Origin of the sequence: Pseudomonas sp. S3(2024) (assembly GCF_036861315.1) — a bacterium.
In the GTDB taxonomy this organism is placed as follows: Bacteria; Pseudomonadota; Gammaproteobacteria; order Pseudomonadales; family Pseudomonadaceae; genus Aquipseudomonas; species Aquipseudomonas putida_A.
The window spans coordinates 134,361-156,854 of record NZ_JAZAQQ010000004.1; the positions used below are offsets into that span (position 1 = coordinate 134,361).

Consider the following 22,494-nt stretch of genomic DNA (forward strand, 5'->3'; position numbering starts at 1 on the left):
GCCGGCGCAGATACTCTGCCAAGGCAACCTGCCTCACAAGGGAGCAAATTGCATGCCAGTGCCCCAGCATGGGTTTTTTGCCCCAATTTCACGCTTTAAGCACCGCAAAGTGCCATAAGGGTGAAAATCTCGCCCCTTAATGTAGCGCTTCAAATCAGAAATGACCCGTTTTGGTGCAAGTGAAACCTTCTGCATATTAACTGGTTAAACCTTGAGCAATTTCCGCTATAATCCGCGCCCCCCTTTTTCGGCTGGCCCTGCGCGCGCTGTTTTCATGAAACTAATCGTAAAAGTCTTCCCCGAGATCACCATCAAAAGCCGCCCTGTCCGGATGCGTTTCATCCGCCAGCTGGCCAAGAACATCCGCGCCGTGCTCCGCGATCTGGACCCGGCCGTGGTGGTGAACGGTGTGTGGGACAATCTTGAGCTGGAAACCCGCGTTACCGACCCCAAAGCCTTGAAAGAGATGGGTGAGCGCCTGGTCTGCACCCCGGGTGTCGCGCACTTTCTGCAGATCGACGAGTACCCGCTGGGCGACTTCGACGACATCACCGAGAAGTGCAAACAGCACTATGGCGATGTGCTGGCCGGGAAGATTTTCTCGGTGCGCTGCAAGCGTGCAGGCAAGCACCCGTTCAGCTCGATGGACGTCGAAAAATACGTCGGCAGCAAGCTGCGTCGTGAGTGCGGTGCGGCTGGAATCGACCTCAAAGCCCCGGAAATCGAAGTTCGCATCGAAGTTCGCGACCAACGGTTGTTTGTCATCCACAGCCAGCACAACGGCATCGGCGGTTACCCGCTCGGCGCCCTGGAGCAGACGCTGGTATTGATGTCCGGCGGCTTTGACTCGACGGTTGCCGCGTACCAGATCATGCGTCGCGGCCTGATGGCGCATTTCTGCTTCTTCAATCTGGGCGGTCGTGCCCACGAATTGGGCGTGATGGAAGTCGCGCATTTCATCTGGAAGAAGTACGGCAGCTCGCAACGCGTGCTATTTGTCAGTGTTCCGTTCGAAGAAGTATTGGGCGAAATTCTCGGCAAAGTCGATAACAGTCATATGGGCGTCGTATTGAAGCGTATGATGTTGCGCGCATCGTCGGCCATCGCCGACCGGCTGCACATCGATGCGCTGGTCACCGGCGAAGCGATCTCCCAGGTATCGAGCCAGACGCTGCCGAACCTGTCGGTGATCGACTGCGTGACCGACAAACTGGTCCTGCGCCCACTGATCGTTGCGCACAAGCAGGACATCATCGACACGGCCAACGAGATTGGCACCGCCGATTTCGCCCGGCACATGCCGGAGTACTGCGGGGTCATCTCGGTCAATCCGAAGACTGCCGCCAAGCGCCACCGTGTTGAGCACGAAGAGAAAGAATTCGACATGGCGGTTCTCGAGCGTGCGCTCGAAAACGCCAAACTGGTGCCGATCGATCGAGTGATCGACGAATTGGGCCAGGACTTGCAGATCGAAGAAGTCGGCGAAGCGCTGGCCGGTCAGATCGTCATCGACATCCGTCACCCGGATGCGGCCGAGGATGACCCGCTGGAACTTGCCGGCATAGAAGTACAGACGATGCCGTTCTACGCAGTGAACGCTCGTTTCAAGGAGCTGGATCCGACTCGCCAGTACCTGCTGTATTGCGACAAAGGCGTGATGAGTCGCCTGCATGCTCACCATTTGCTCAGTGAGGGGCATGCCAATGTGCGCGTTTATCGACCGAGCTAAGTGCCCGGGGCTGTTTGCCTGTGGCCTGCGTCACCGGCCCCCCGACACCGCCGTCAAGCTGTAACGGCCATGCCGGACACTACTGTTAATCGCTGCCAAGACTTGTCAGCAAACCGAATCCTCTGATCGAGATACACAAGTGATCGAAAATCTACGTAACATCGCCATCATTGCCCACGTTGACCATGGTAAGACCACTCTGGTAGACAAACTCCTGCGTCAATCCGGCACTCTGGAGCGCAACGAGCTCAACGACGAGCGCGTGATGGACTCCAACGACCAGGAAAAAGAGCGCGGTATTACCATTCTGGCGAAAAACACCGCCATCAACTGGAACGGCTACCACATCAACATCGTGGACACCCCGGGCCACGCCGACTTCGGCGGCGAAGTAGAACGCGTAATGTCGATGGTTGACTCCGTTCTGCTGCTGGTTGACGCTCAAGACGGCCCTATGCCGCAAACCCGTTTCGTGACCAAGAAGGCGTTCGAAGCCGGCCTGCGTCCAATCGTGGTCATCAACAAGGTTGACCGTCCAGGCGCGCGTCCGGACTGGGTTCTGGACCAGATCTTCGACCTGTTCGACAACCTCGGTGCTACCGAAGAACAACTGGACTTCCAGGTTGTTTACGCCTCGGCCCTGAACGGTATCGCCGGTCTGGATCACACCGCCATGGGCGAAGACATGACTGCGCTGTACCAGGCAGTTGTCGACCACGTTCCGCCTCCGGCCGTTGACCGTGACGGTCCGTTCCAGATGCAGATCTCCGCTCTGGACTACAACAGCTTCCTGGGTGTTATCGGTGTTGGCCGTATCGCTCGTGGTCGCGTCAAGCCGAACACCCCGGTTGTCGCGATCAGCGCCGACGGCAAGCGCCGCAACGGTCGTATCCTGAAGCTGATGGGTCACCACGGTCTGCACCGCATTGACGTTGAAGAAGCAGCAGCCGGCGACATCGTCTGCATCAGCGGCTTCGACGAGCTGTTCATCTCCGACACCCTGTGCGACATCAACACCGTCGAGGCGATGAAGCCGCTGACCGTTGACGAGCCAACCGTTTCCATGACCTTCCAGGTAAACGATTCGCCATTCTGCGGTAAAGAAGGCAAGTTCGTGACCTCCCGTAACATCAAGGATCGTCTGGACAAAGAGCTGCTGTACAACGTTGCACTGCGCGTTGAAGAAGGCGACTCGGCTGACAAGTTCAAGGTTTCCGGCCGTGGTGAGCTGCACCTCTCGGTACTGATCGAAACCATGCGTCGCGAAGGCTTCGAGCTGGCCCTGGGCCGTCCTGAAGTGATCATCCGTGAAGTTGACGGCGTGAAGCAGGAACCGTTCGAAAACGTCACCATCGACATCCCTGAAGAATCGCAGGGCAAGGTCATGGAAGAGATGGGTCTGCGTAAGGGCGACCTGAGCAACATGGTGCCGGATGGCAAGGGCCGTGTTCGTCTGGAATACAACATCCCTGCTCGCGGTCTGATCGGTTTCCGTAACCAGTTCCTGACCCTGACCAACGGTGCTGGCATCCTGACCTCGATCTTCGATCGTTACGCTCCAGTGAAGTCGGGCCACATGTCCGGCCGTCAGAACGGCGTTCTGGTTTCGGTTGAAACCGGCAAGGCACTGACCTACTCGCTGGAAACCCTGCAGGCTCGTGGCAAGCTGTTCGTAGAACACGGCCAGGAGATCTACAACGGTCAGATCGTTGGTCAGAACAGCCGCGACAACGACCTGGGTGTGAACCCTACCAAAGGCAAGAAGCTCGACAACATGCGTGCTTCGGGTAAAGACGAAACCATCGCTCTGGTACCACCTGTTCGCTTCACTCTGGAACAGGCTCTGGAATACATCCAGGAAGACGAGCTGTGCGAAGTCACGCCTAAGTCCATCCGTCTTCGCAAGAAGATCCTGGACGAAAGCGAGCGTACCCGCGCTGCCAAGAAAGCCAAGGCATAAGATTTAGCCCAGGCTGAAAAAAACGCCCCCGGTCGCGAGACCGGGGGCGTTTTTGTTTGTCTGGGGTTTACGCGTTGTTTGTGCTGGCCTCATCGCTGGCAAGCCAGCTCCCACAGGGGAACGCATTCCAATGTGGGAGCGAGCCTGCTCGCGAAGGCGGCGGATCAGCCGCCGCACATTTCAGGAAAGGTCAGAACTTCTCGATCGACCGCGAATTTTGCACCCGCTCGACTTCTTTCGGCTTATACGCGCAATACCCCGGCCGCGGGCCGATTTTCGGGTGGTTGCGGCAAGTGTCCGGGCGCTTGTCATAAATGGTGCACAGGCGGCTCTTACGATCCAGGTAGTAGCAATCGTTGTTGCTCATGCGCTGCAGGGTGAAGATCCCCGACTTCTGGTTGAAGCGCTCGACCAGCCCTTCCTTTTGCAGGCGCTTGGCGATGTTCTTCGGCGGATCACCCAGTTCGAACTCGTCAACCACGCCGATGCGTACCAAGTCCTTGATCTTGACCTCGACCGGCAGGGTGCAGCAGCTGGAGACACAAGAGCCGCACATCGGGGCCGAATATTTGGCCCACGTATCGAGACGATCGATCTCGGCGGCGGCAATCAGGTTGGGCTTCATCATCGGGAATTACCAGGCGTGTGCATCAGGGCGCGCGATCATACCGGGACTGGTGGATTTTTGAACAACCTTTCGCCAGATTTTTGCAAATGCCGCGCAAATGTCATTCAGTCCGGCACGGCCCCTGCATTCATTAGCCCACTCGCCAAGGTAATGCCGGGCTATCTCACCGTCTTCGGAAAAACTGCAGAACCTGCGCCTCTACCGTCGGTCAGACCGTCTAGGCTCAGACAATTCCCCGCTCGCTCGAGGTCCTATCGATGACTCAAGAACCACTAGTTCGCGAAGCAGAGGTGGCCGCATTCCGCGATGCCGTCCTGACCAAGCTCACCTATGCAGTGGGTAAAGACCCGGATCACGCTTTCGACCATGACTGGTTCGAAGCCATTGCCCTGGCGGCGCGCGACCACATGGTCGAACACTGGATGGACCACACCCGGCAGATCTACCGCAAAGGCCAGAAACGGGTGTATTACCTCTCGCTGGAATTTCTCATCGGTCGTTTGCTCTACGACAGCCTGAGCAATCTCGGCCTGCTCGACGTCGCGCGTGAAGCGCTGACCGAACTGGGCGTCGATCTCGAACGCATCCGTCTGCTGGAACCTGACGCGGCACTCGGCAACGGCGGCCTCGGACGTCTGGCGGCGTGCTTCATGGAAAGCATGTCGACCCTCGGCATCGCCGGGCACGGCTACGGCATTCGCTACGAGCATGGGCTGTTCCGGCAGGCCATCGTCGATGGCTGGCAGCAGGAACAGACCGAGCACTGGCTGGATTTCGGCAACCCGTGGGAGTTCGAACGTCCGGAAGTGGTGTACTCGATCGGCTTCGGCGGCAGCGTCGAAACCGTCACCGATGCCAGCGGCAAGACCAAACAGGTCTGGTCGCCTGCGGAAACCGTGCGCGCGATTGCCTACGACACCCCGGTGGTCGGCTGGCGCGGGGCGAGCGTCAACACCCTGCGCCTGTGGCGTGCACGCGCCATGGAAGATCTGCACCTGGAGCGCTTCAACGCCGGTGACCACCTGGGTGCCGTCGCCGAAGTCGCCCGCGCTGAAAGTATTTCCCGCGTGCTTTACCCGGCAGACAGCACTGAGGCCGGGCAGGAACTGCGCCTGCGCCAGGAATACTTCTTCGTCGCCGCTTCCTTGCAGGATTTGCTGCGTCGTCATCGCAACATGCACACCTCGGTGCTGACCCTGGGCGATCACGCGGCGATCCAGCTCAACGACACTCACCCTTCGATTGCCGTTGCTGAATTGATGCGGCAACTGGTCGACGTCTACGACGTGGCCTGGGATGCGGCGTGGCAAGTCACCGTCGATACCTTGTCGTACACCAACCACACGCTGTTGCCCGAAGCGCTGGAAACCTGGCCGGTCGGCCTGATGGAACGCATGCTGCCTCGGCACATGCAGATCATTTATCTGATCAACGCCCAGCACATCGACTCGCTGCGCGCCAAAGGCATTCACGATTTCGACGTGCTGCGCGCGGTGTCGCTGATCGAAGAGGACAACGGTCGCCGGGTGCGCATGGGCAACCTCGCGTTCCTCGGTTCGCACAGCGTCAACGGCGTGTCCGGGCTGCACACGCAGTTGATGCGCAAGACTGTGTTCGCTGAACTGCACAAGCTCTACCCGGAGCGGATCAACAACAAAACCAACGGCATCACCTTTCGCCGCTGGCTGTTCCAGGCCAACTCCGAGCTGACCTCGATGCTGGTCGACTCCCTCGGTCCGGAAGTGCTGGATAACCCGGAAGAACGCCTGCTCGACCTCGAACCGTTCGCCGAGAAACCCGCCTTCCGCAAAGCCTTCGCCGAACAGCGCCTGCACAGCAAAAAGGCCTTGGCCTATCTGATTCACGAGCGGCTGGGGATCGCGGTCAATCCGGCGGCGATGTTCGACGTGCAGGTCAAACGGATCCACGAATACAAGCGCCAGTTGCTCAACCTGATGCACACCGTGGCGCTGTATCAGGCGATTCGCGCCGAGCCTGAAGTCGACTGGGTACCTCGGGTGAAAATCTTCGCCGGTAAAGCGGCGGCCAGTTATCACCAGGCCAAATTGATCATCAAACTGACCAACGACATCGCCCGGGTAGTGAACAACGACCCGACAGTGCGCGGTTTGCTGAAAGTGGTGTTCCTGCCCAACTACAACGTCAGCCTGGCCGAGAGCATCATTCCGGCGGCGGACTTGTCCGAGCAGATTTCCACGGCCGGGTTCGAAGCCTCGGGCACCAGTAACATGAAGTTCGGCCTCAACGGTGCGCTGACCATCGGCACCCTCGACGGCGCCAACGTGGAAATGTGCGAGCGCATCGGCGCCGAGCACATGTTCATCTTCGGCCTCAGCGCACAGCAGGTCGAGGCGCGCAAACAGAACCACGAGTTCAGCGCTGCACCGGACATCGCCGCGTCGCATCGTTTGAGCGACGTGCTGCAAGCGATCCGCAGTGGTGTGTTCTCGCCGGATGACACGTCGCGCTACACCGGGCTGATCGATTCGCTGGTGGACTACGATCGCTTCCTGGTCTGCGCCGACTTCGATTCCTATTGGGAAGCGCAAAAACGCGTCGATGCGCACTGGCACGATTCCAACAACTGGTGGCGCTCGGCAGTGCTCAACACGGCGCGGATGGGCTGGTTCTCGTCCGACCGGACGATTCGCGAGTACGCCACGGATATCTGGAAGGCACTGGAGTGATTTTCTGCAACAAATGTGCGTAAGGCCCAACGATTGTTGGGCCGGATCGATATACTGAGCGCCGGTTACCGGGCTGTTCAGTCACCACTGATCCAGTGTAGGAGTGAGCCCGCTCGCGATAGCGCCGTCACATTCAACAGCTTCGTTGACTGACAAATCGCTATCGCGAGCAGGCTCACTCCTACAAGGGTTTGTGCCTAGACTGAAGCAACTGTCGGGATTGCCCCGCCTTGGGGCCGCTTAGGGATATCGACCATGCAATGGATGTTCATGTTGATCGGGCTGCTGCTCGGCTGGCTGCTCGATGAGTCGTTCAGTGCCGCGCTGCTGGGTGCACTGCTCGGGCTGGCGATCGGGCAAACGCTGCGCCTTGCCCGGCTTGGCTCGCAGGCCACCGACCAACAGCGTCAACTGGAACAGGCCAAGGTCGCCCTGCAAGCCGTCGAGCAGCGTCTGTTTCTGCTTGAAGGTGCCAGCGTGCGCACCACACCGCCGAGCGTGGCGCCGATGCCGGACGCCATCGTTGAGCCGATCATCGTCGCCGAACAATCATCCTCCCCCACGCCGGATCTGGTCTGGGAACTGCCGCCCGAACTAGAACCGATCTCTGCCGTTGCCAGCGAAACCAGCCAGCCGCTGCCGGCGGATGTCTGGCGTCTGGATGCTGTTACCGACGAGCCAGCAGCGCCGGCACAGCCTGCCGAACCTCGTGGCCCGAACCTGATCGAGCGTGGCATCAGCGCTGCGCGTGACTGGCTGTTCGGTGGCAACACCGTGCTGCGGGTTGGTGTGGTGCTGCTGTTTTTCGGTCTGGCGTTCCTGCTGCGCTACGCCACCGAGGGCATGGTGGTGCCGATCGAACTGCGTTATGCCGGCGTCGCGGCGGCGGCGTTGGCCCTGCTGGCACTGGGCTGGTGGCTGCGTACGCGCAACAGCAGTTATGCGCTGATGCTGCAGGGCACCGGGATCGCGGTGCTGTACCTGACGGTGTTTGCGGCGATGCGTCTGCATCCGTTGCTCGATCCGTCCGCCGCGCTGGGGTTGCTGGTGGCGGTCACGGTGTTCTCGGCGATTCTCGCCATCACTCAGGATGCGCTGGGGCTGGCGGCGGCTGCAGCATTGGGCGGTTTCGCCGCGCCGATCCTGACCTCGACCGGGGAGGGCAACCATGTCGCGCTGTTCAGCTATTTCGCGTTGCTCAATGCCGGCATTCTCGCCATTGCCTGGTTCAAGGCCTGGCGCCTGCTTAACCTGATCGGGTTCGTCGGCACGTTCGGTATCGGCTTCGCCTGGGGCCTGCGCTCCTATGCGCCCGAGTTGCTGTGGAGCACCGAGCCGTTCCTGATTCTGTTCTTCCTGATGTACCTGGGCATCGGCCTGTTGTTCGCCCGGCGCAAGTTGCTCGACATGCCCGATGCGCCAGCAGACGGCGATCGCGAGGCGCTGCTGCACTGGTCGGCGCGCAAGGGCGACTACGTCGACGGCACGATGCTGTTCGGCCCGCCGATCGTGGGCTTCGGTCTGCAGTTTGCGCTGGTGCAGCACCTGGAGTTCGCCGCTGCGTTCAGCGCACTCGCACTGGGCGTGATCTACATGGGCCTGGCCCGGGTGTTGATGGGCGGCCGCGCCTTGTTGCTGGGTGAAACCTGTCTGGCGCTGGGGGTGATTTTCGCCAGTCTGGCGATCCCGCTGGGCCTCGATGCGCGCTGGACTTCGGCGGCGTGGGCAGTGGAGGGCGCGGGGATTTTCTGGCTCGGCCTGCGTCAGCATCGGCCGTTCGCCCGAGCGTTTGCCCTGCTGCTGCAACTGGGGTCGGCGCTGGCCTTTCTCAGTCAGTTGCGGGTTGGCGAAAGCAGCCTGCTCGACGGTGCACCGCTGGGGGCGTTGATGCTCGGCATCGCGCTGCTGTTCAGTTTCTATCAATTGCGCAAAGCCTCGGCGGAACAGGCTTCGCCGTGGGAGCGCCAGGGTTTGCCGGTGCTGGCGGCACTGGGCCTGACGTTCCTGTATTTGCTGGCGCCGTTGTTTTTCTTTGTTCAGCTGACAGCGATCAGTTGGGCCTTGGCCGGATTGGTGACCTTGTTCGTCGGTCTGCGCCTGCAATCGCGCACGTTCCTGTTCACCGCGTTCACTGTGCAGTTGCTCGGTGGTGCGCTGTTCCTGTTGCGCCTGCAAGGTGCAGGTGAGGATTCGGCGGCCGTGTTCAGCGCCGGGTGGAGCGGTTTGCTCAGCGCATCGGTGATCGGTGTGGCGTTGATCGGCGGGATGCTGCTGGCGGCGCGCGACGAGATGGTGCGCGGCGATGTGCGGCTGCTGCGCGGGTTGTCGGTGGTGTTGCTGGCGGGGTTGGTGCTGATCAATCTGGCGGTGCTGTTCGTGCTGCCGTGGCAAACCGCGAGTGCGGTGTGGGCGGCGAGCGGTCTGCTGATCATCTGGCTGAGCCTGTACCTCAAGCAGCGCGTGAGTTTTGTTTTCGGCCTGTTGTTGCAGTTGATCGGTGGCGCGGCGTTCTTGTTGACCGGCCCCGAGTTGCTCGGGCCGCTGTCCAGCGAAGGTCTGCGGCCGTTGGCCCATGGCGGCTTCTGGACGCCGCTGGTACTGGGGCTGGCCGCGCTGGTCGGTGCCTGGCGTCTGCAACTGGGCAATCATGCCTCGGCGTTCGATGCGCTGAGTTTGCAACGCCTGTCCGAAGTGCTGCTGGTGTGGGGCGCCGGTTGGTGGGCGTTGGCGTGGGTCAGTGAGGTGCTGCGTTTTGCGCCGCTGAATCTGCAGGCGACGCTGTTGCTGCTGATTGCCGCGCTGAGTGTGGCGCTGTGGACATTGTTGGCGCTGCGCCTGAAATGGCCGGCGCTGGGCCTGCTCTGCACCTTGCTGATTCCGGCGGCGGGGCTGGTGTTGCTGGCGGCGTGGCATGCGCGTTATCACCCAGCGGCGAATTTTGGTTGGCTGGCGTGGGTATTGGTGTTCGCCGTGCATTTCTTCAGCCTGCGGCGTCTGGCACCGATGCTGCCGGCACGGGCCTTGAGCGCGGCGCACGTGCTGGGTTGCTGGCTGCTGATCGGCGTGCTGGCGCTGGAGTTGCGCTACGGCTTGCTGCTGTTGTCCGAGCAATACAACGCGTGGCGCTGGCTGGGCTGGGCGATCCTGCCGAGCCTGTATCTGTTGCTGGCGGCGGCTCCGCGCAACTGGCCATGGCCTGTGGCGGCATTCCCGCGGGAATATCGTTTGTACGCTGCCGCGCCGCTGGCAGTGCTGATGCTGGCGTGGTTCTGGCTGGCCAACGGTGTCAGCGACGGTAACGCCGAACCGCTGCCGTACGTGCCGCTGATCAACCCGTTGGAATTGGGCCTGCTGTTCGCCTTGTTCGGGGTGTACGTGTGGTCGCGTCATGCGGTGACGCAGTTTGCCCTGCGCAAGGATTACGCCGAGTACGCCACACAACTGGTCGCCGGGGTTTCGCTGTTCGCTTTCTGCACCGCGCTGGTGACCCGCGCTGCGCACCATTGGGCGGGCATTCCGTTCGAGCTGGATCTGCTGCTCGAATCGATGCTGGTGCAGGCCGGGTTGTCCATCGTCTGGACCTTGATGGCGTTGGGGCTGATGATCGGCGGACACCTGCGTCACCGGCGCGAAGTGTGGCTGATCGGCGCGGCGTTGATTGCGCTGGTGGTGGCCAAACTGATTTTTGTCGAATTGAGCAACCGTGGCGGACTGGCCCGGATCGTCTCGTTTATCGGCGTCGGCGTGTTGCTGCTGGTGGTGGGCTATTTCGCACCGCTGCCACCGAAACGTGTCGAAGCCGAACCGGTGGCGGACAAACCCGTGCCGGATACCGAAGGAGTTTCATCTTGAGTCGCATGCTGAATCTGGGGTGGTTGGCGCTGGGCGTGGTGATGGCTGCCGGCGCCCAGGAAAAACCGGCGGACTTCGCCACGCAGGTGCCGCTGACGGTGAGTGGCAACGGCCCGTGGTATCGCCTCGATCTGCCGCTGAGCGCGCAATTGCAGGCCCGCCAGACCGATCTCAGCGACCTGCGCGTATTCAACGCCGCCGGCGAACCGCAGGCCTATGCCCTGGCTCGGGAATCGGCGCAGACCCGCGACGACGGGCAGTTGCATGAAGTGAAGTGGTTCCCCTTGTACAACGCCGCCGACGCCAGCGAGCGAGCGCCGAACGTACGCGTGCAATCGACCACCACCGGCACACTGGTGGAAGTGCAGCCGTCGACTCAACTGGAGGCCGGCGAAGAAGTGTTGCGTGGCTGGCTGCTCGATGCCAGTGCGATCAAGGCGCCGCTGCAGCAGCTCATTCTCGACTGGACCAGCGAGCGTGACGGCTTCCAGCGCTTCAGCATCGAGGCCAGTGATGACTTGCAGCATTGGCAGGCGTGGGGCGAGGGGCAGGTCGCGCGGCTGACCTTTTCCGACGAACGCATCGAACAGCACGAAGTGACGCTGCCGGGGCAATCCGCACGCTATCTGCGTCTGCTGTGGGATGCGCCAACCTCGGCGCCCATCCTCACGTCGGCGCAACTGAAAAGCAGCGATCCACGCAACGTGCCGCTGCCGTTGGTCTGGTCGCAAGCGCTGGCGGGTAGCAGCACCAAGTCCGGTGAGTACACCTGGCAGTTGCCGATGGGCCTGAATGTCGAGCGGGTGCAAGTCGAGCTGAAACAACCGAACAGTCTGGCTCCGGTCACACTCGCGGGCCGCCGCGAAAGCAGCCTGCCGTGGCAGACGTTGAGCAACGGTTTGCTGTATCGCCTGACCCAGAACGGTCAGGACGTGGTGCAAAACGAATTGCAGTTGTACGGGCAAACTGTGCAGCAGTTGAAACTGAGCGTGGACGAGCGCGGCGGCGGTCTGGGTGAGCAGGCACCGAGCCTGAAGTACGCGGTGCGGGCGACCCAGGTGATTTTCCTCGCACGGGGTGACGGGCCTTACAGCCTGGCGCTGGGCAATCCGACGGTGAAAACCGCGAACTTGCCGCTGAGCACGCTGATTCCGGATTTCAAACCGCAGAAGCTCGCGACGCTGGGCAAGGCGACGGTGCAGGGTGAGGTGGTTGCCACTCAGGCTGCGCCGGCGACTACGGCGGCAGTAGCCGAGACCAACTGGAAGAAAATCGGCCTGTGGGCGGTGTTGCTGGTGAGTGTGGTGTTCCTCGGGGCGATGGCGGCGAGCCTGTTGCGCAAGCCGCCGACCAATTCCTGAGAATGGCTGGCGCTGCGCGCCATTCGCGAGCAAGCCCGCTCCCACAGTTGACCGAGTAGCCTCGATGGACGCGATCAATGTGGGAGCGGGCTTGCTCGCGAAGGCGGCTGATCGGCCAACGAGAATTTCAGATCGGTCGCGGTTGCGCACGCACCACCCGTCCCGTTTCGAACTACGCTCAATCCGGTACCTGAACTCTCTCGACCCGATCACGTCTGATAGAGGCAATTGCGCCCCAATGCACGTTACCGGGCGTCATCGCTCGCTACGTTTTCAGACTCCCTGTAAACTGCGCGGGTTTTTAGCCCCCCATTCCACCGGAGCCGTCCATGTCCCGCGTTACCCTGAGTCGCTATTTGATTGAGCAGACCCGCAGCAATAACACTCCTGCCGATCTGCGCTTCCTGATCGAAGTGGTGGCGCGTGCCTGCAAAGAGATCAGCCACGCCGTGTCCAAAGGCGCCCTGGGTGGTGTTCTGGGCAGCATGGGCACTGAAAACGTCCAAGGCGAAGTGCAGAAGAAGCTCGACGTGCTGTCGAACGAGATCCTGCTCGAAGCCAACGAATGGGGCGGTCACCTGGCCGGCATGGCGTCCGAAGAAATGGACAATGCCTACCAGATCCCGGGCAAATACCCGAAAGGCGCCTACCTGCTGGTGTTCGACCCACTGGACGGCTCGTCGAACATCGACATCAACGCTCCGGTCGGCACCATCTTCTCGGTACTGCGTTGCCCGAACGAATACCTGAGCCAGAACGAGCCGCTGAACGAAAAAGCCTTCCTGCAGCCAGGCACCCAGCAGGTTGCCGCCGGTTACGCGATCTACGGCCCGCAGACCATGCTGGTGCTGACTCTGGGCGACGGCGTCAAAGGCTTCACCCTGGACCGCGAAATGGGCAGCTTCGTGCTGACCCACGAAGACATCACCATTCCTGAAACCACCCAGGAATTCGCGATCAACATGTCCAACCAGCGCCACTGGGAGGCCCCGGTACAACGCTACGTCAGCGAACTGCTGGCCGGCGAAGAAGGCCCGCTGAAGAAAAACTACAACATGCGCTGGGTCGCGGCGATGGTGGCCGACGTGCACCGCATCCTGACCCGTGGCGGTCTGTTCATGTACCCACGCGACAGCCGTGAGCCGTCCAAGCCGGGCAAACTGCGTCTGATGTACGAAGCCAACCCGATGTCGTTCCTGGTGGAACAGGCCGGCGGCGCGTCCACCGACGGTCACCAGCGTATCCTCGACATCCAGCCGGAAGGCCTGCACCAGCGCGTAGCGGTGTTCCTCGGCTCGAAAGAAGAAGTCGCCCGCGCCACGGCTTACCACAAGGAATAAACCATGACTGCGCCCTGGCAGCCGTTGCTCGATTGGTGGTTCGGACATGCCGAATCACCGGACGAGATTGCGGCTGACAAGGGCAAGTTGTGGTTCGGCAAGAAAGACAGCCAGGACCTCGAAGCGCGTGAGCGTTTCGGGGTCTTTGTCGATCAGGCCCTCGCCGGCGAATTGACCGAGTGGACGCAACGTCCGGAAGGTTGGTTGGCGGTGGTGTTGCTGCTCGATCAATTGCCGCGAATGATCTTTCGCGACACTCCCAAAGCGTTTTCCGGTGATCTGCGCGCGCAGAAACTCGTCGCCCAAGGCATTGCGGCGGACTTCGACCGGCAACTGAAGCCGATTCAGCGGGTATTCATTTATCTGGTGTTCGAACACTGCGAAAACCTCGCGGTGCAGAACGAAGCCGTTTCGCGCTTTATCGATCTGCTGGCTGAACAGCCGGAAGCCGAGCGGGCGGTGTTTGCCGACAATCTGGACTATGCCGAGCGGCATCAGAAAGTGATTGCGCGGTTTGGACGGTTTCCGCATCGCAATGCGGTGTTGGGGCGGGAGTCGACGGCGGAAGAACTTGAGTTTCTCGCCGGGCCAGGTTCCCGATTCTAAACTTGCGTTAAGGCTGCTGCCGTCTTCGCGAGCAAGCCCGCTCCCACAGTGCCTCATGGTGGAACACACATTGTGTTAACACCGAAGATCCCTGTGGGAGCGGGCTTGCTCGCGAAGAGGCCAGTGGCCGCGCCTTAGATCCTGAAGCTGCCTACCAACTGCTTCAAGCGCGCCGCCTGTTGCTCCAGATCCGAGCAAGCGCGCAAGGTCGCCTGCAGGTTCTCGACACCTTCCTGGTTCAGCGTATTGATCTCGTTGATGTCGACGTTGATCGATTCGACCACAGCCGTCTGCTCCTCAGTCGCGGTAGCCACTGACTGGTTCATGCCGTCGATCTCGCCGATGCGCTGGGTCACGCTGCCCAGGCGTTCGCCGGCCTGGTTGGCGATGCCAACGCTGCTTTCGCTCTCGCGCTGGCTCTCGGTCATGATGCTGACTGCCTGGCGTGCACCGACTTGCAGTTCTTCGATCATCTTCTGCACTTGCTGCGCCGAATCCTGGGTGCGGTGGGCGAGGTTGCGCACCTCGTCAGCGACCACGGCGAAACCACGGCCAGCCTCACCGGCGCGGGCCGCTTCGATGGCAGCGTTTAGCGCCAGCAGGTTGGTCTGCTGCGAGATGCTGGTGATCACTTCCAGAATCTGCCCGATGTTCACCGTGTTGCTGTTCAGTGTTTCGATGTTGCCGCAGGAGTCGCTGATTTTTGCCGACAGCTGCTGCATGGCGTGGATGGTTTTATCCACAACCTGCTGACCATCGACCGCCAGGCTGCGCGCATCGCTGGAGTGTTGCGAGGCGAGGGCGGCGTTCTGGGCGATTTCCTGAGCGGCGGCGCCGAGCTGGTTGATCGCCGCAGCTACGCTGTTGGTGCGGGTTGCTTGCTGGTCGGAGTTGTACATCGACGAGTTCGACGCCGCGACCACGCGCAGGGCGACTTCGTTGACTTGCCCGGTGGCCGAGGACACTTCACGGATCGAGGTGTGAATACGCTCGACAAAGCGGTTGAACGACAGGCCCAGCGCGCCGAACTCGTCGTGGCCGTGGATCACCAGCCGCTTGGTCAGGTCGCCTTCACCTTCGGCGATGTCATGCATGGCGCGGCCCATGGTCAGCAGCGGCTGCATCAGCACGCGAATCAACATGCCGAGCAAAGCGATGATGATCACCACGGCGATCACCATGGCGATCAGCGCCGAGGTGCGGAATTCGCTGAGCATCGAGAATGCGGTGTCCTTGTCCAGCACCAGCGCCACGTACCAGTCAGCCGATGGCACGCCGTTGACGCGGGTGAAGGAGATCAGTTGGGTCTTGCCGTCGAATTCGACTTCTTTCAGGCCCGGGCTGACTTTCGGTGCGCCGTTTGGATAAGCCTCGGCGAGGGTCTTCAGGACCAGTTTGCTGTCCGGGTGAATCAGGATCTTGCCATCGGCGCTGACGATGAACGCATGGCCGTGGCCACCAAAGTTGAGCGAGTTGATGATCGCGCTGACGCTGGTCAGGTCGATATCCGCGCCGGCCACACCGATCATCTGGCCCTGACGCTGCACTGGAGTGGCGACGGTGATTACCAGTTTGCCCGACGATGCGGCGATGTAGGGTTCGGTGACGATGGTCTGTTGGGCGCTGTTGGCTGCCTTGTACCAGCCACGGGCGCGCGGGTCGTAGTCCGGCGCGCGATTGCCGGCGGGTACCGAGAACATCACGCCGTCAGCGCCGCCGAAGTAGCTGAGCTGGAAATTGCCGGTGTAGGCGGGCAGGTCGATGATGCGCTTGAGGCTGGCCGGGGCGCTGCCGTCGGCGGCGACCTGCTGCGACAGCGATTGCAGTAACTGGATGCGGCTTTCCAGCCAGGTCTGGATGTTGCTGGTGGTCAGGCTGCCCAGTTCCTGCATCGAGGCTTCGGTGCTGCTGCTCAGGGCTTCGCGTTGTCGATAGTCGTTGAACAAAATGAAACAGGCGAACGCAACGGCCACCACGAGGGCGGCAGCCAACAAGATCTTGTGGCTGAATTTCATGTTTCTGGTCATCGAATGAACTACCGCGAAGGGGCTGGTCGAGAAAGGGCGGCAATTTGCCACACTCGGGGGCTTTGCGCTGCTCTTATTTCGACCGCCGCGCGCCAAAGATTAGGCGTCTTTGATGAAATGCGACGAAATGCTCAATAGCCGCACAAAGTGTCTGATTTACCGGTAAATGCCAGACGAGCGGAGCGATAAATAGCCATTTCTGAAGGGAACCAGATGAGGGTTTTCTCTTCTAAGCTTCTGGTTGGCACCATGCCATCCCCCTTCCGCTCCAGGAGTTACTTCATGTCGCTGCGATCTATCGCCCTTCTGACTTTTTGCGTGCTGTTGGCCGCGTGCAGCAAGGTCAATCAGGAAAACTATTCCAAGCTTTCGGCCGGCATGGCCAAGGCCGAGGTTGAGACGCTGCTCGGCAAACCCACCGACTGTTCGGGTGCGCTCGGCATGTCCAGTTGCACCTGGGGCGATAAAAACAGCTTTATCAGCGTGCAGTACGCCGGTGACAAAGTGCTGATGTTTTCCGGCCAAGGCCTGAAGTAAACCGGGGCTATGCGCCCACGGGAGAAAAATAATGAAGCGGTTATTGTTCGTCCTTTTTGCCGGCCTGGTACTGGCCGGCTGCGCCACCCACGGTGAAGATCCGCTGGCGCCCAAGACGGCTCACAGTGTCAATCTCAAGCGTTATCAGGGCACCTGGTATGAACTGGCGCGCCTGCCGATGTACTTCCAGCGCAACTGCGCGCAGTCCGAAGCCCACTACTCGCTCAGACCCGACGGCAATGTCGATGTGCTCAATCGCTGCCTGACCTCCGACTGGCAGTGGGAAGAAGCCAAAGGCAAGGCTTATCCACAGGTGCCGGGCAAGACCGACAAGTTGTGGGTCGAGTTCGATACCTGGTTCTCGCGCTTGATTCCGGGTGTGGCGAAAGGCGAATACTGGGTGTTGTACGTCAGCGACGACTACAAGACCGCCATCGTCGGCGACCCGAGTCGCAAGTACATGTGGTTGCTGTCGCGCACGCCGACCGTCAACGGTGTGGTGCGTGAGGAGTTGCTGAGCAAGGCGCGTCAGCAGGGTTACGACACTACGCGACTGATCTGGCGGGCGTCGGATCGGCAGATGGCCAAGACTTCGAACTAAAGGTCACCACAAAATCAATGTAGGAGTGAGCCTGCTCGCGATGGCGGTGTGTCAGTCACATATTTATGTCTGACACACCGCCATCGCGAGCAGGCTCGCTCCCACATTTTTGTTTTGTGTCAGCCTAAAAGTTCGCGCAGAACCTGGGTGAAGGCACGTGCGCTTTCCTCTTCGCCCGCATGCCGGCCATCGCGCACCACCCATTGGCCATTGACCAACACGTCGCGCACCTGGCGATCGCCACCAGCGAACAGCCAGCGATTCAGAATCCCGTCACCGCTGGCGGTGGCCAGATACGGATCATTGCCATCGAGCACGATCCAGTCCGCACGCTTGCCGACTTCCAGCGCACCAATCGGCTGTCCCAAAGCCTGGGCGCCGCCGTCCAGCGCTGCGTCATACAGCGTGCGCCCAACCATCGGCTGATCCGCGCCATACAAACGGTTACGCCGCTGATCGCGTAGACGCTGGCCGTATTCCAGCCAGCGCAATTCCTCGACCACGCTGAGCGACACATGGCTGTCGGAACCGATGCCCATGCGCCCACCCTGAGCGAGGAAATCCACCGCCGGGAAAATCCCGTCGCCCAGATTCGCTTCGGTGGTCAGGCACAGGCCGGCGATGGCGCGACTCTTGGCCATCAGCGTGACTTCTTCCGGGTTGGCGTGGGTCGCGTGGACCAGGCACCAGCGCTGATCGACTTCGGTATTTTCGTAGAGCCATTGCAACGGACGGCGACCGCTCCAGCTCAGGCAGTCGTCGACCTCTTTCTGCTGCTCGGCGATGTGGATGTGCACCGGGCACTGCTTGTCGCTGGCGGCCAGCACTTCGCTGATCTGCTGCGGAGTGACCGCGCGCAGCGAGTGGAAGCACAGACCCAGCGATTGCGCTTTTTGCTGAGCCAGTAATGGCTGCAAGCGCGATTGCAGCTTCAGGTAATTTTCGCTGCTGTTGATGAAGCGGCGCTGCCCATCATTGGGCGTCTGGCCGCCGAACCCGGAATGGCTGTAGAGCACCGGCAGCAGGGTCAGACCGATGCCGCTTTCGCTCGCTGCCTGACTGATGCGCAGTGCCAGTTCGGCCGGATCGGCATACGGCTGACCGTTATTGTCGTGGTGTACATAGTGGAATTCAGCAACCGAGGTGTAACCGGCCTTGAGCATTTCGATGTACAGCTGACGGGCGATCACGCCGAGTTGCTCGGGGCTGATTTTTCCGACGAGCCGATACATCAGGTCGCGCCAGGTCCAGAAACTGTCGTTGGGATTGCCGGCCACTTCGGCCAGCCCGGCCATCGCGCGCTGGAAGGCGTGGGAGTGCAGATTGGGCATGCCCGGCAGCAGCGGACCGCTCAGCCGTTCGGCGCCGTCTGCGGTGGAATCGGCCAGGATTTGGGTCAACACGCCATCGGCGCTGACCTCAAGACGTACATTATTGGCCCATCCGTTAGGCAGCAGCGCGCGTTCGGCAAAGAAAGCGGACATGGTTCAGCACCCCATCGTGTGTTATTTGTATATACATATACAGACGTTTGCCTGCCCGGTAAACTCCGGCAAGCTAGCAACCTTCATCCAATGAACAGGGATCAACCGTGCCGACTCCGCCTCCAGTCTCCCCGTTGGCCGCGAACATGGGCGACAGTCCGGCGCCCTTGTACGCCCGCGTCAAACAGATGATCACCCAGCAGATCGACAGCGGTAACTGGCCACCGCACTACCGCGTGCCATCGGAAAGCGAACTGGTCAGCCAGCTCGGTTTCAGCCGCATGACCATCAACCGCGCCCTGCGCGAGATGACCGCCGACGGCCTGCTGGTGCGCATGCAAGGTGTCGGTACGTTTGTCGCCGAACCGAAGAGCCAGTCTGCGTTGTTCGAAGTGCACAACATCGCTGATGAAATTGCCTCCCGTGGCCATCGCCACACCTGTCAGGTGATCACCCTCGAAGAAGAGGCCGCCGGCTCCGAGCGCGCGCTGGCGCTGGACATGCGCGAAGGGCAGAAGGTCTTCCACTCGCTGATCGTGCATTACGAAAACGACATTCCGGTACAAATCGAAGACCGTTTCGTCAACGCGCTGGTCGCCCCGGAATACCTCAAGCAGGACTTCACCCTGCAGACCCCTTACGCCTATCTCAATCAGGTGGCGCCGCTGACCGAAGGCGAGCATGTGGTCGAAGCGATCCTCGCCGAGCCGTCCGAGTGCAAGTTGCTGCAGATCGAAAAAGGCGAGCCTTGCCTGCTGATCCGTCGCCGCACGTGGTCGGGGCGTCAGCCGGTGACCGCCGCGCGTTTGATTCACCCAGGTTCCCGTCATCGTCTGGAAGGACGCTTTCATAAATGAGTCAGGTAAAGGTTTTACGCGCTGAAGGCTACCCGCGCATGCCGTGGAAAAACGGCGGCGGCAGCACCGAGGAAATCACCCGTGACGCCGGTGCAGGTCTGGATGGTTTTGGCTGGCGCCTGTCGATTGCCGACATTGCCGAGTCCGGTGGATTCTCGACTTTTGCTGGTTACCAGCGAGTGATTACGGTGCTGCAGGGCGATGGCATGACCCTGTGTGTCGACGGCGATGACACTCGCCCATTGTTACCGCTGGATCCGTTTGCGTTCAGCGGCGAAAGCCAAGTGTCCTGCACTTTGCTCGGTGGCGCGATCCGCGACTTCAACCTGATCTACGCGCCACAGCGTTACAGCGCGCGGTTGCAGTGGCTGGATGGTGAGCAGCGGTTTTTCAGCTCGGCGGAGACGGTGCTGGTGTTCAGTGTCAGTGAGCTGCTGCAAGTGCAGGTCGGTGACAGCACTGCGCAACTGGGTCGGCATGATTGCCTGCAGCTGGACGGTAACACCGGGCTGGTTGAAGTCGCGGTCAATGCGGGCTGCTGCGTGATCGAACTGACTGCGCGCTGATCCTTCTGCTCATATAAAACACATTGTGGCGAGGGAGCTTGCTCCCGCTGGGCTGCGAAGCGGCGCCATTTCGGTAAATGCCGGAATGGGAGTCCTTCGGCCTCCAGCGGGAGCAAGCTCCCTCGCCACAATTGCATTTCAATCCTGTTTCCCTCGGCGCACCAACTTGTTACCGAACGCCCCAGCGTGGCGCAAAACCACGCTTTCGTAACAGCTGCACACTTCCCTCATACACCTCCGCAAAAATTTTCATTCACGCCGCAACCCTTGTCTCAGGCGCTCTGCAGCCCTGTCCGCAATTTTTCTTGAACGCCCCTCCAGCAAGTTGGCCGCTTGATTGCATATGCTTGTATGTACAAGTAAAGACGTATGCGTATGAGTCCGCAGCGTCCACTGATTCGCTTGTCGCGCATTGAGGCGCGCAGGCTGCTTGCCCACTGCCAGGGTTGGTTTGAATTGATCGCTGAGGAGTCTTTTTCGTGACTGACACAAAACCTACTAAATACCGTGACGTCGAGATCCGCGCTGCACGCGGCAACAAGCTGACCGCCAAGAGCTGGCTGACCGAAGCGCCGCTGCGCATGCTGATGAACAACCTCGATCCGGAAGTGGCCGAGAATCCGAAAGAGCTGGTGGTCTACGGTGGCATCGGTCGCGCGGCGCGTAATTGGGAGTGCTACGACAAAATCGTCGAAAGCCTGACCAATTTGAACGACGACGAGACCCTGCTGGTGCAATCGGGCAAACCGGTCGGCGTGTTCAAGACCCACAGCAACGCCCCGCGCGTATTGATCGCCAACTCCAACCTGGTGCCGCACTGGGCGAGCTGGGAACACTTCAACGAACTCGACGCCAAAGGCCTGGCCATGTACGGCCAGATGACCGCCGGCAGCTGGATCTACATCGGCAGCCAGGGCATCGTTCAGGGCACCTACGAAACCTTCGTCGAAGCTGGTCGCCAGCACTACAACGACAACCTCAAAGGCAAGTGGGTGCTGACCGCAGGTCTGGGTGGCATGGGCGGTGCTCAGCCACTGGCCGCTACCCTGGCCGGTGCCTGCTCGCTGAACATCGAATGCCAGCAGGTGAGCATCGATTTCCGCCTGAAAAGCCGTTATGTCGACGAGCAAGCCAAAGACCTCGACGACGCCCTGGCGCGCATCGCCAAATACACCGCTGAAGGCAAGGCGATCTCGATCGCGCTGCTGGGCAACGCGGCAGAAATTCTGCCGGAACTGGTCAAGCGCGGTGTGCGCCCGGACATGGTCACCGACCAGACCAGCGCCCACGACCCACTGAACGGCTACCTGCCGGCTGGCTGGACCTGGGACGAATACCGCGCCCGCGCCAAGACCGAGCCGGCCGCTGTGATCAAGGCCGCCAAGCAGTCGATGGCCGTCCACGTCAAAGCGATGCTGGACTTCCAGAAACAAGGCATTCCGACCTTCGACTACGGCAACAACATCCGTCAGATGGCGCAAGAAGAAGGCGTGGAAAACGCGTTCGACTTCCCAGGCTTTGTACCGGCCTACATCCGCCCACTGTTCTGCCGTGGCATCGGTCCGTTCCGCTGGGCGGCGCTGTCGGGTGACCCGCAGGACATCTACAAGACCGACGCCAAAGTCAAAGAGCTGATCCCGGACGATGCGCACCTGCACAACTGGCTGGACATGGCCCGTGAGCGCATCAGCTTCCAGGGTCTGCCGGCACGTATCTGCTGGGTCGGTCTGGGCCTGCGCGCCAAGCTCGGTCTGGCGTTCAACGAAATGGTGCGCAGCGGCGAGCTGTCGGCACCGATCGTGATCGGTCGCGACCACCTCGACTCCGGCTCCGTTGCCAGCCCGAACCGCGAAACCGAATCGATGCAGGACGGTTCCGACGCCGTCTCCGACTGGCCACTGCTCAACGCCCTGCTGAACACCGCGAGCGGCGCGACCTGGGTTTCCCTGCACCACGGCGGTGGCGTCGGCATGGGCTTCTCGCAGCACTCGGGCATGGTGATTGTCTGCGACGGTACTGACGAAGCGGCCGAGCGTATTGCGCGCGTGCTGCACAACGACCCGGCGACCGGTGTCATGCGCCACGCCGATGCCGGTTACCAGATCGCTATCGACTGCGCCAAGGAGCAGGGCCTGAACCTGCCGATGATTACCGGTAAATAAACGCAATTCTGTGGGAAATGCTTTTGGTGGGGGTGGGCTTGCTCACGAACGCGTTGGATCAGTCAGCACATGTTTC

The 22,494-nt window shown here is 60.9% G+C and carries 15 protein-coding genes and 1 pseudogene; 12 read left to right on the top strand and 4 right to left on the bottom strand.

Annotated elements, in window-relative coordinates; all coding sequences use genetic code 11:
* Positions 1–274: 274 nt before the first annotated feature.
* Both thiI and typA read left to right on the top strand, forming a co-directional pair.
* Positions 275–1,729 (top strand): tRNA uracil 4-sulfurtransferase ThiI, encoded by a 1,455-nt coding sequence (gene thiI / locus VLA07_RS12435; RefSeq protein ID WP_096796684.1) that lies wholly within the window; start codon positions 275–277, stop codon positions 1,727–1,729.
* 139 nt (positions 1,730–1,868) lie between these two features.
* Entirely contained in the window at positions 1,869–3,689 is a 1,821-nt protein-coding gene (gene typA, locus VLA07_RS12440) for a translational GTPase TypA (RefSeq protein WP_007961739.1), read from the top strand.
* Between the two features lie 190 nt (positions 3,690–3,879).
* Here typA and VLA07_RS12445 read toward each other — a convergent pair whose 3' ends face one another.
* The gene (locus VLA07_RS12445) at positions 3,880–4,317 is read right to left on the bottom strand and encodes a YkgJ family cysteine cluster protein (protein ID WP_007961740.1); all 438 of its coding nucleotides are present in this window, start codon (positions 4,315–4,317) and stop codon (positions 3,880–3,882) included.
* A 257-nt stretch (positions 4,318–4,574) separates the two neighbouring features.
* Here VLA07_RS12445 and VLA07_RS12450 point away from each other — a divergent pair, with 257 nt between their 5' ends.
* The 5 genes from VLA07_RS12450 to VLA07_RS12470 all read left to right on the top strand — a co-directional run bounded on the left by VLA07_RS12450 (position 4,575) and on the right by VLA07_RS12470 (position 14,184).
* Positions 4,575–7,025: a glycogen/starch/alpha-glucan phosphorylase gene (locus VLA07_RS12450; RefSeq protein ID WP_333989355.1), complete on the top strand. Its 2,451-nt coding sequence runs from the start codon at positions 4,575–4,577 to the stop codon at positions 7,023–7,025.
* A 255-nt stretch (positions 7,026–7,280) separates the two neighbouring features.
* Entirely contained in the window at positions 7,281–10,877 is a 3,597-nt protein-coding gene (locus tag VLA07_RS12455) for a DUF2339 domain-containing protein (protein ID WP_333989356.1), read from the top strand.
* Entirely contained in the window at positions 10,874–12,238 is a 1,365-nt protein-coding gene (locus tag VLA07_RS12460) for a DUF3999 domain-containing protein (protein WP_333989357.1), read from the top strand. Before VLA07_RS12455 ends, VLA07_RS12460 begins: the two co-directional genes overlap by 4 nt.
* 329 nt (positions 12,239–12,567) lie before the next feature.
* The gene (locus tag VLA07_RS12465) at positions 12,568–13,578 is read left to right on the top strand and encodes a class 1 fructose-bisphosphatase (RefSeq protein ID WP_007961744.1); all 1,011 of its coding nucleotides are present in this window, start codon (positions 12,568–12,570) and stop codon (positions 13,576–13,578) included.
* Between the two features lie 3 nt (positions 13,579–13,581).
* Positions 13,582–14,184 (top strand): DUF924 family protein, encoded by a 603-nt coding sequence (locus VLA07_RS12470; protein ID WP_115985293.1) that lies wholly within the window; start codon positions 13,582–13,584, stop codon positions 14,182–14,184.
* Positions 14,185–14,318: 134 nt separating this feature from the next.
* Here the strand turns inward: VLA07_RS12470 and VLA07_RS27200 are convergent, their stop codons facing one another.
* Together VLA07_RS27200 and VLA07_RS27205 are read right to left on the bottom strand one after the other, a co-directional pair.
* On the bottom strand, positions 14,319–15,083 hold the full coding sequence (locus VLA07_RS27200) for a methyl-accepting chemotaxis protein (RefSeq protein ID WP_371917810.1): 765 nt from the start codon (positions 15,081–15,083) through the stop codon (positions 14,319–14,321).
* A gap of 93 nt (positions 15,084–15,176) precedes the next feature.
* Positions 15,177–16,211 (bottom strand): annotated as a pseudogene (locus tag VLA07_RS27205) (cache domain-containing sensor histidine kinase); the annotation flags it as partial.
* Between the two features lie 282 nt (positions 16,212–16,493).
* On the opposite strand from VLA07_RS27205, the gene VLA07_RS12480 reads away from it, so the two are divergent.
* Together VLA07_RS12480 and VLA07_RS12485 are read left to right on the top strand one after the other, a co-directional pair.
* The gene (locus VLA07_RS12480) at positions 16,494–16,748 is read left to right on the top strand and encodes a hypothetical protein (protein ID WP_003220802.1); all 255 of its coding nucleotides are present in this window, start codon (positions 16,494–16,496) and stop codon (positions 16,746–16,748) included.
* Positions 16,749–16,779: 31 nt separating this feature from the next.
* Positions 16,780–17,349 carry a lipocalin family protein gene (locus tag VLA07_RS12485; protein ID WP_096794672.1) on the top strand — a complete coding sequence of 190 codons (570 nt, stop codon included), beginning with the start codon at positions 16,780–16,782 and terminating at the stop codon, positions 17,347–17,349.
* 119 nt (positions 17,350–17,468) lie between these two features.
* On the opposite strand, the gene VLA07_RS12490 is transcribed toward VLA07_RS12485, so the two are convergent.
* Positions 17,469–18,833: a formimidoylglutamate deiminase gene (locus VLA07_RS12490; protein ID WP_333989358.1), complete on the bottom strand. Its 1,365-nt coding sequence runs from the start codon at positions 18,831–18,833 to the stop codon at positions 17,469–17,471.
* A 146-nt stretch (positions 18,834–18,979) separates the two neighbouring features.
* Here VLA07_RS12490 and hutC point away from each other — a divergent pair, with 146 nt between their 5' ends.
* From hutC to hutU, 3 genes are all read left to right on the top strand, one after another.
* On the top strand, positions 18,980–19,690 hold the full coding sequence (gene hutC, locus VLA07_RS12495) for a histidine utilization repressor (RefSeq protein ID WP_162803449.1): 711 nt from the start codon (positions 18,980–18,982) through the stop codon (positions 19,688–19,690).
* Positions 19,687–20,256, top strand: a complete 570-nt coding sequence (locus VLA07_RS12500) for a HutD/Ves family protein (RefSeq protein ID WP_333989359.1) — start codon at positions 19,687–19,689, stop codon at positions 20,254–20,256. The genes hutC and VLA07_RS12500 overlap by 4 nt, the downstream gene beginning before the upstream one ends.
* Positions 20,257–20,735: 479 nt before the next feature.
* Positions 20,736–22,418, top strand: coding sequence for a urocanate hydratase (gene hutU, locus VLA07_RS12505; protein WP_115988393.1), 1,683 nt, complete (start codon positions 20,736–20,738; stop codon positions 22,416–22,418).
* The last annotated feature ends 76 nt before the right edge of the window (positions 22,419–22,494 follow it).

What these genes read in the sequence shown, in the direction of transcription:
- VLA07_RS12490 (WP_333989358.1), bottom strand. Translation starts at nt 18,833, where the DNA reads ATGTCCGCTTTCTTTGCCGAACGCGCGCTGCTGCCTAACGGATGGGCC.
- VLA07_RS12485 (WP_096794672.1), top strand. Translation starts at nt 16,780, where the DNA reads ATGAAGCGGTTATTGTTCGTCCTTTTTGCCGGCCTGGTACTGGCCGGC.
- VLA07_RS12455 (WP_333989356.1), top strand. Translation starts at nt 7,281, where the DNA reads ATGCAATGGATGTTCATGTTGATCGGGCTGCTGCTCGGCTGGCTGCTC.
- thiI (WP_096796684.1), top strand. Translation starts at nt 275, where the DNA reads ATGAAACTAATCGTAAAAGTCTTCCCCGAGATCACCATCAAAAGCCGC.
- hutC (WP_162803449.1), top strand. Translation starts at nt 18,980, where the DNA reads ATGGGCGACAGTCCGGCGCCCTTGTACGCCCGCGTCAAACAGATGATC.
- VLA07_RS27200 (WP_371917810.1), bottom strand. Translation starts at nt 15,083, where the DNA reads ATGTACAACTCCGACCAGCAAGCAACCCGCACCAACAGCGTAGCTGCG.
- VLA07_RS12465 (WP_007961744.1), top strand. Translation starts at nt 12,568, where the DNA reads ATGTCCCGCGTTACCCTGAGTCGCTATTTGATTGAGCAGACCCGCAGC.
- VLA07_RS12450 (WP_333989355.1), top strand. Translation starts at nt 4,575, where the DNA reads ATGACTCAAGAACCACTAGTTCGCGAAGCAGAGGTGGCCGCATTCCGC.
- VLA07_RS12480 (WP_003220802.1), top strand. Translation starts at nt 16,494, where the DNA reads ATGTCGCTGCGATCTATCGCCCTTCTGACTTTTTGCGTGCTGTTGGCC.
- VLA07_RS12500 (WP_333989359.1), top strand. Translation starts at nt 19,687, where the DNA reads ATGAGTCAGGTAAAGGTTTTACGCGCTGAAGGCTACCCGCGCATGCCG.
- VLA07_RS12470 (WP_115985293.1), top strand. Translation starts at nt 13,582, where the DNA reads ATGACTGCGCCCTGGCAGCCGTTGCTCGATTGGTGGTTCGGACATGCC.
- VLA07_RS12445 (WP_007961740.1), bottom strand. Translation starts at nt 4,317, where the DNA reads ATGATGAAGCCCAACCTGATTGCCGCCGCCGAGATCGATCGTCTCGAT.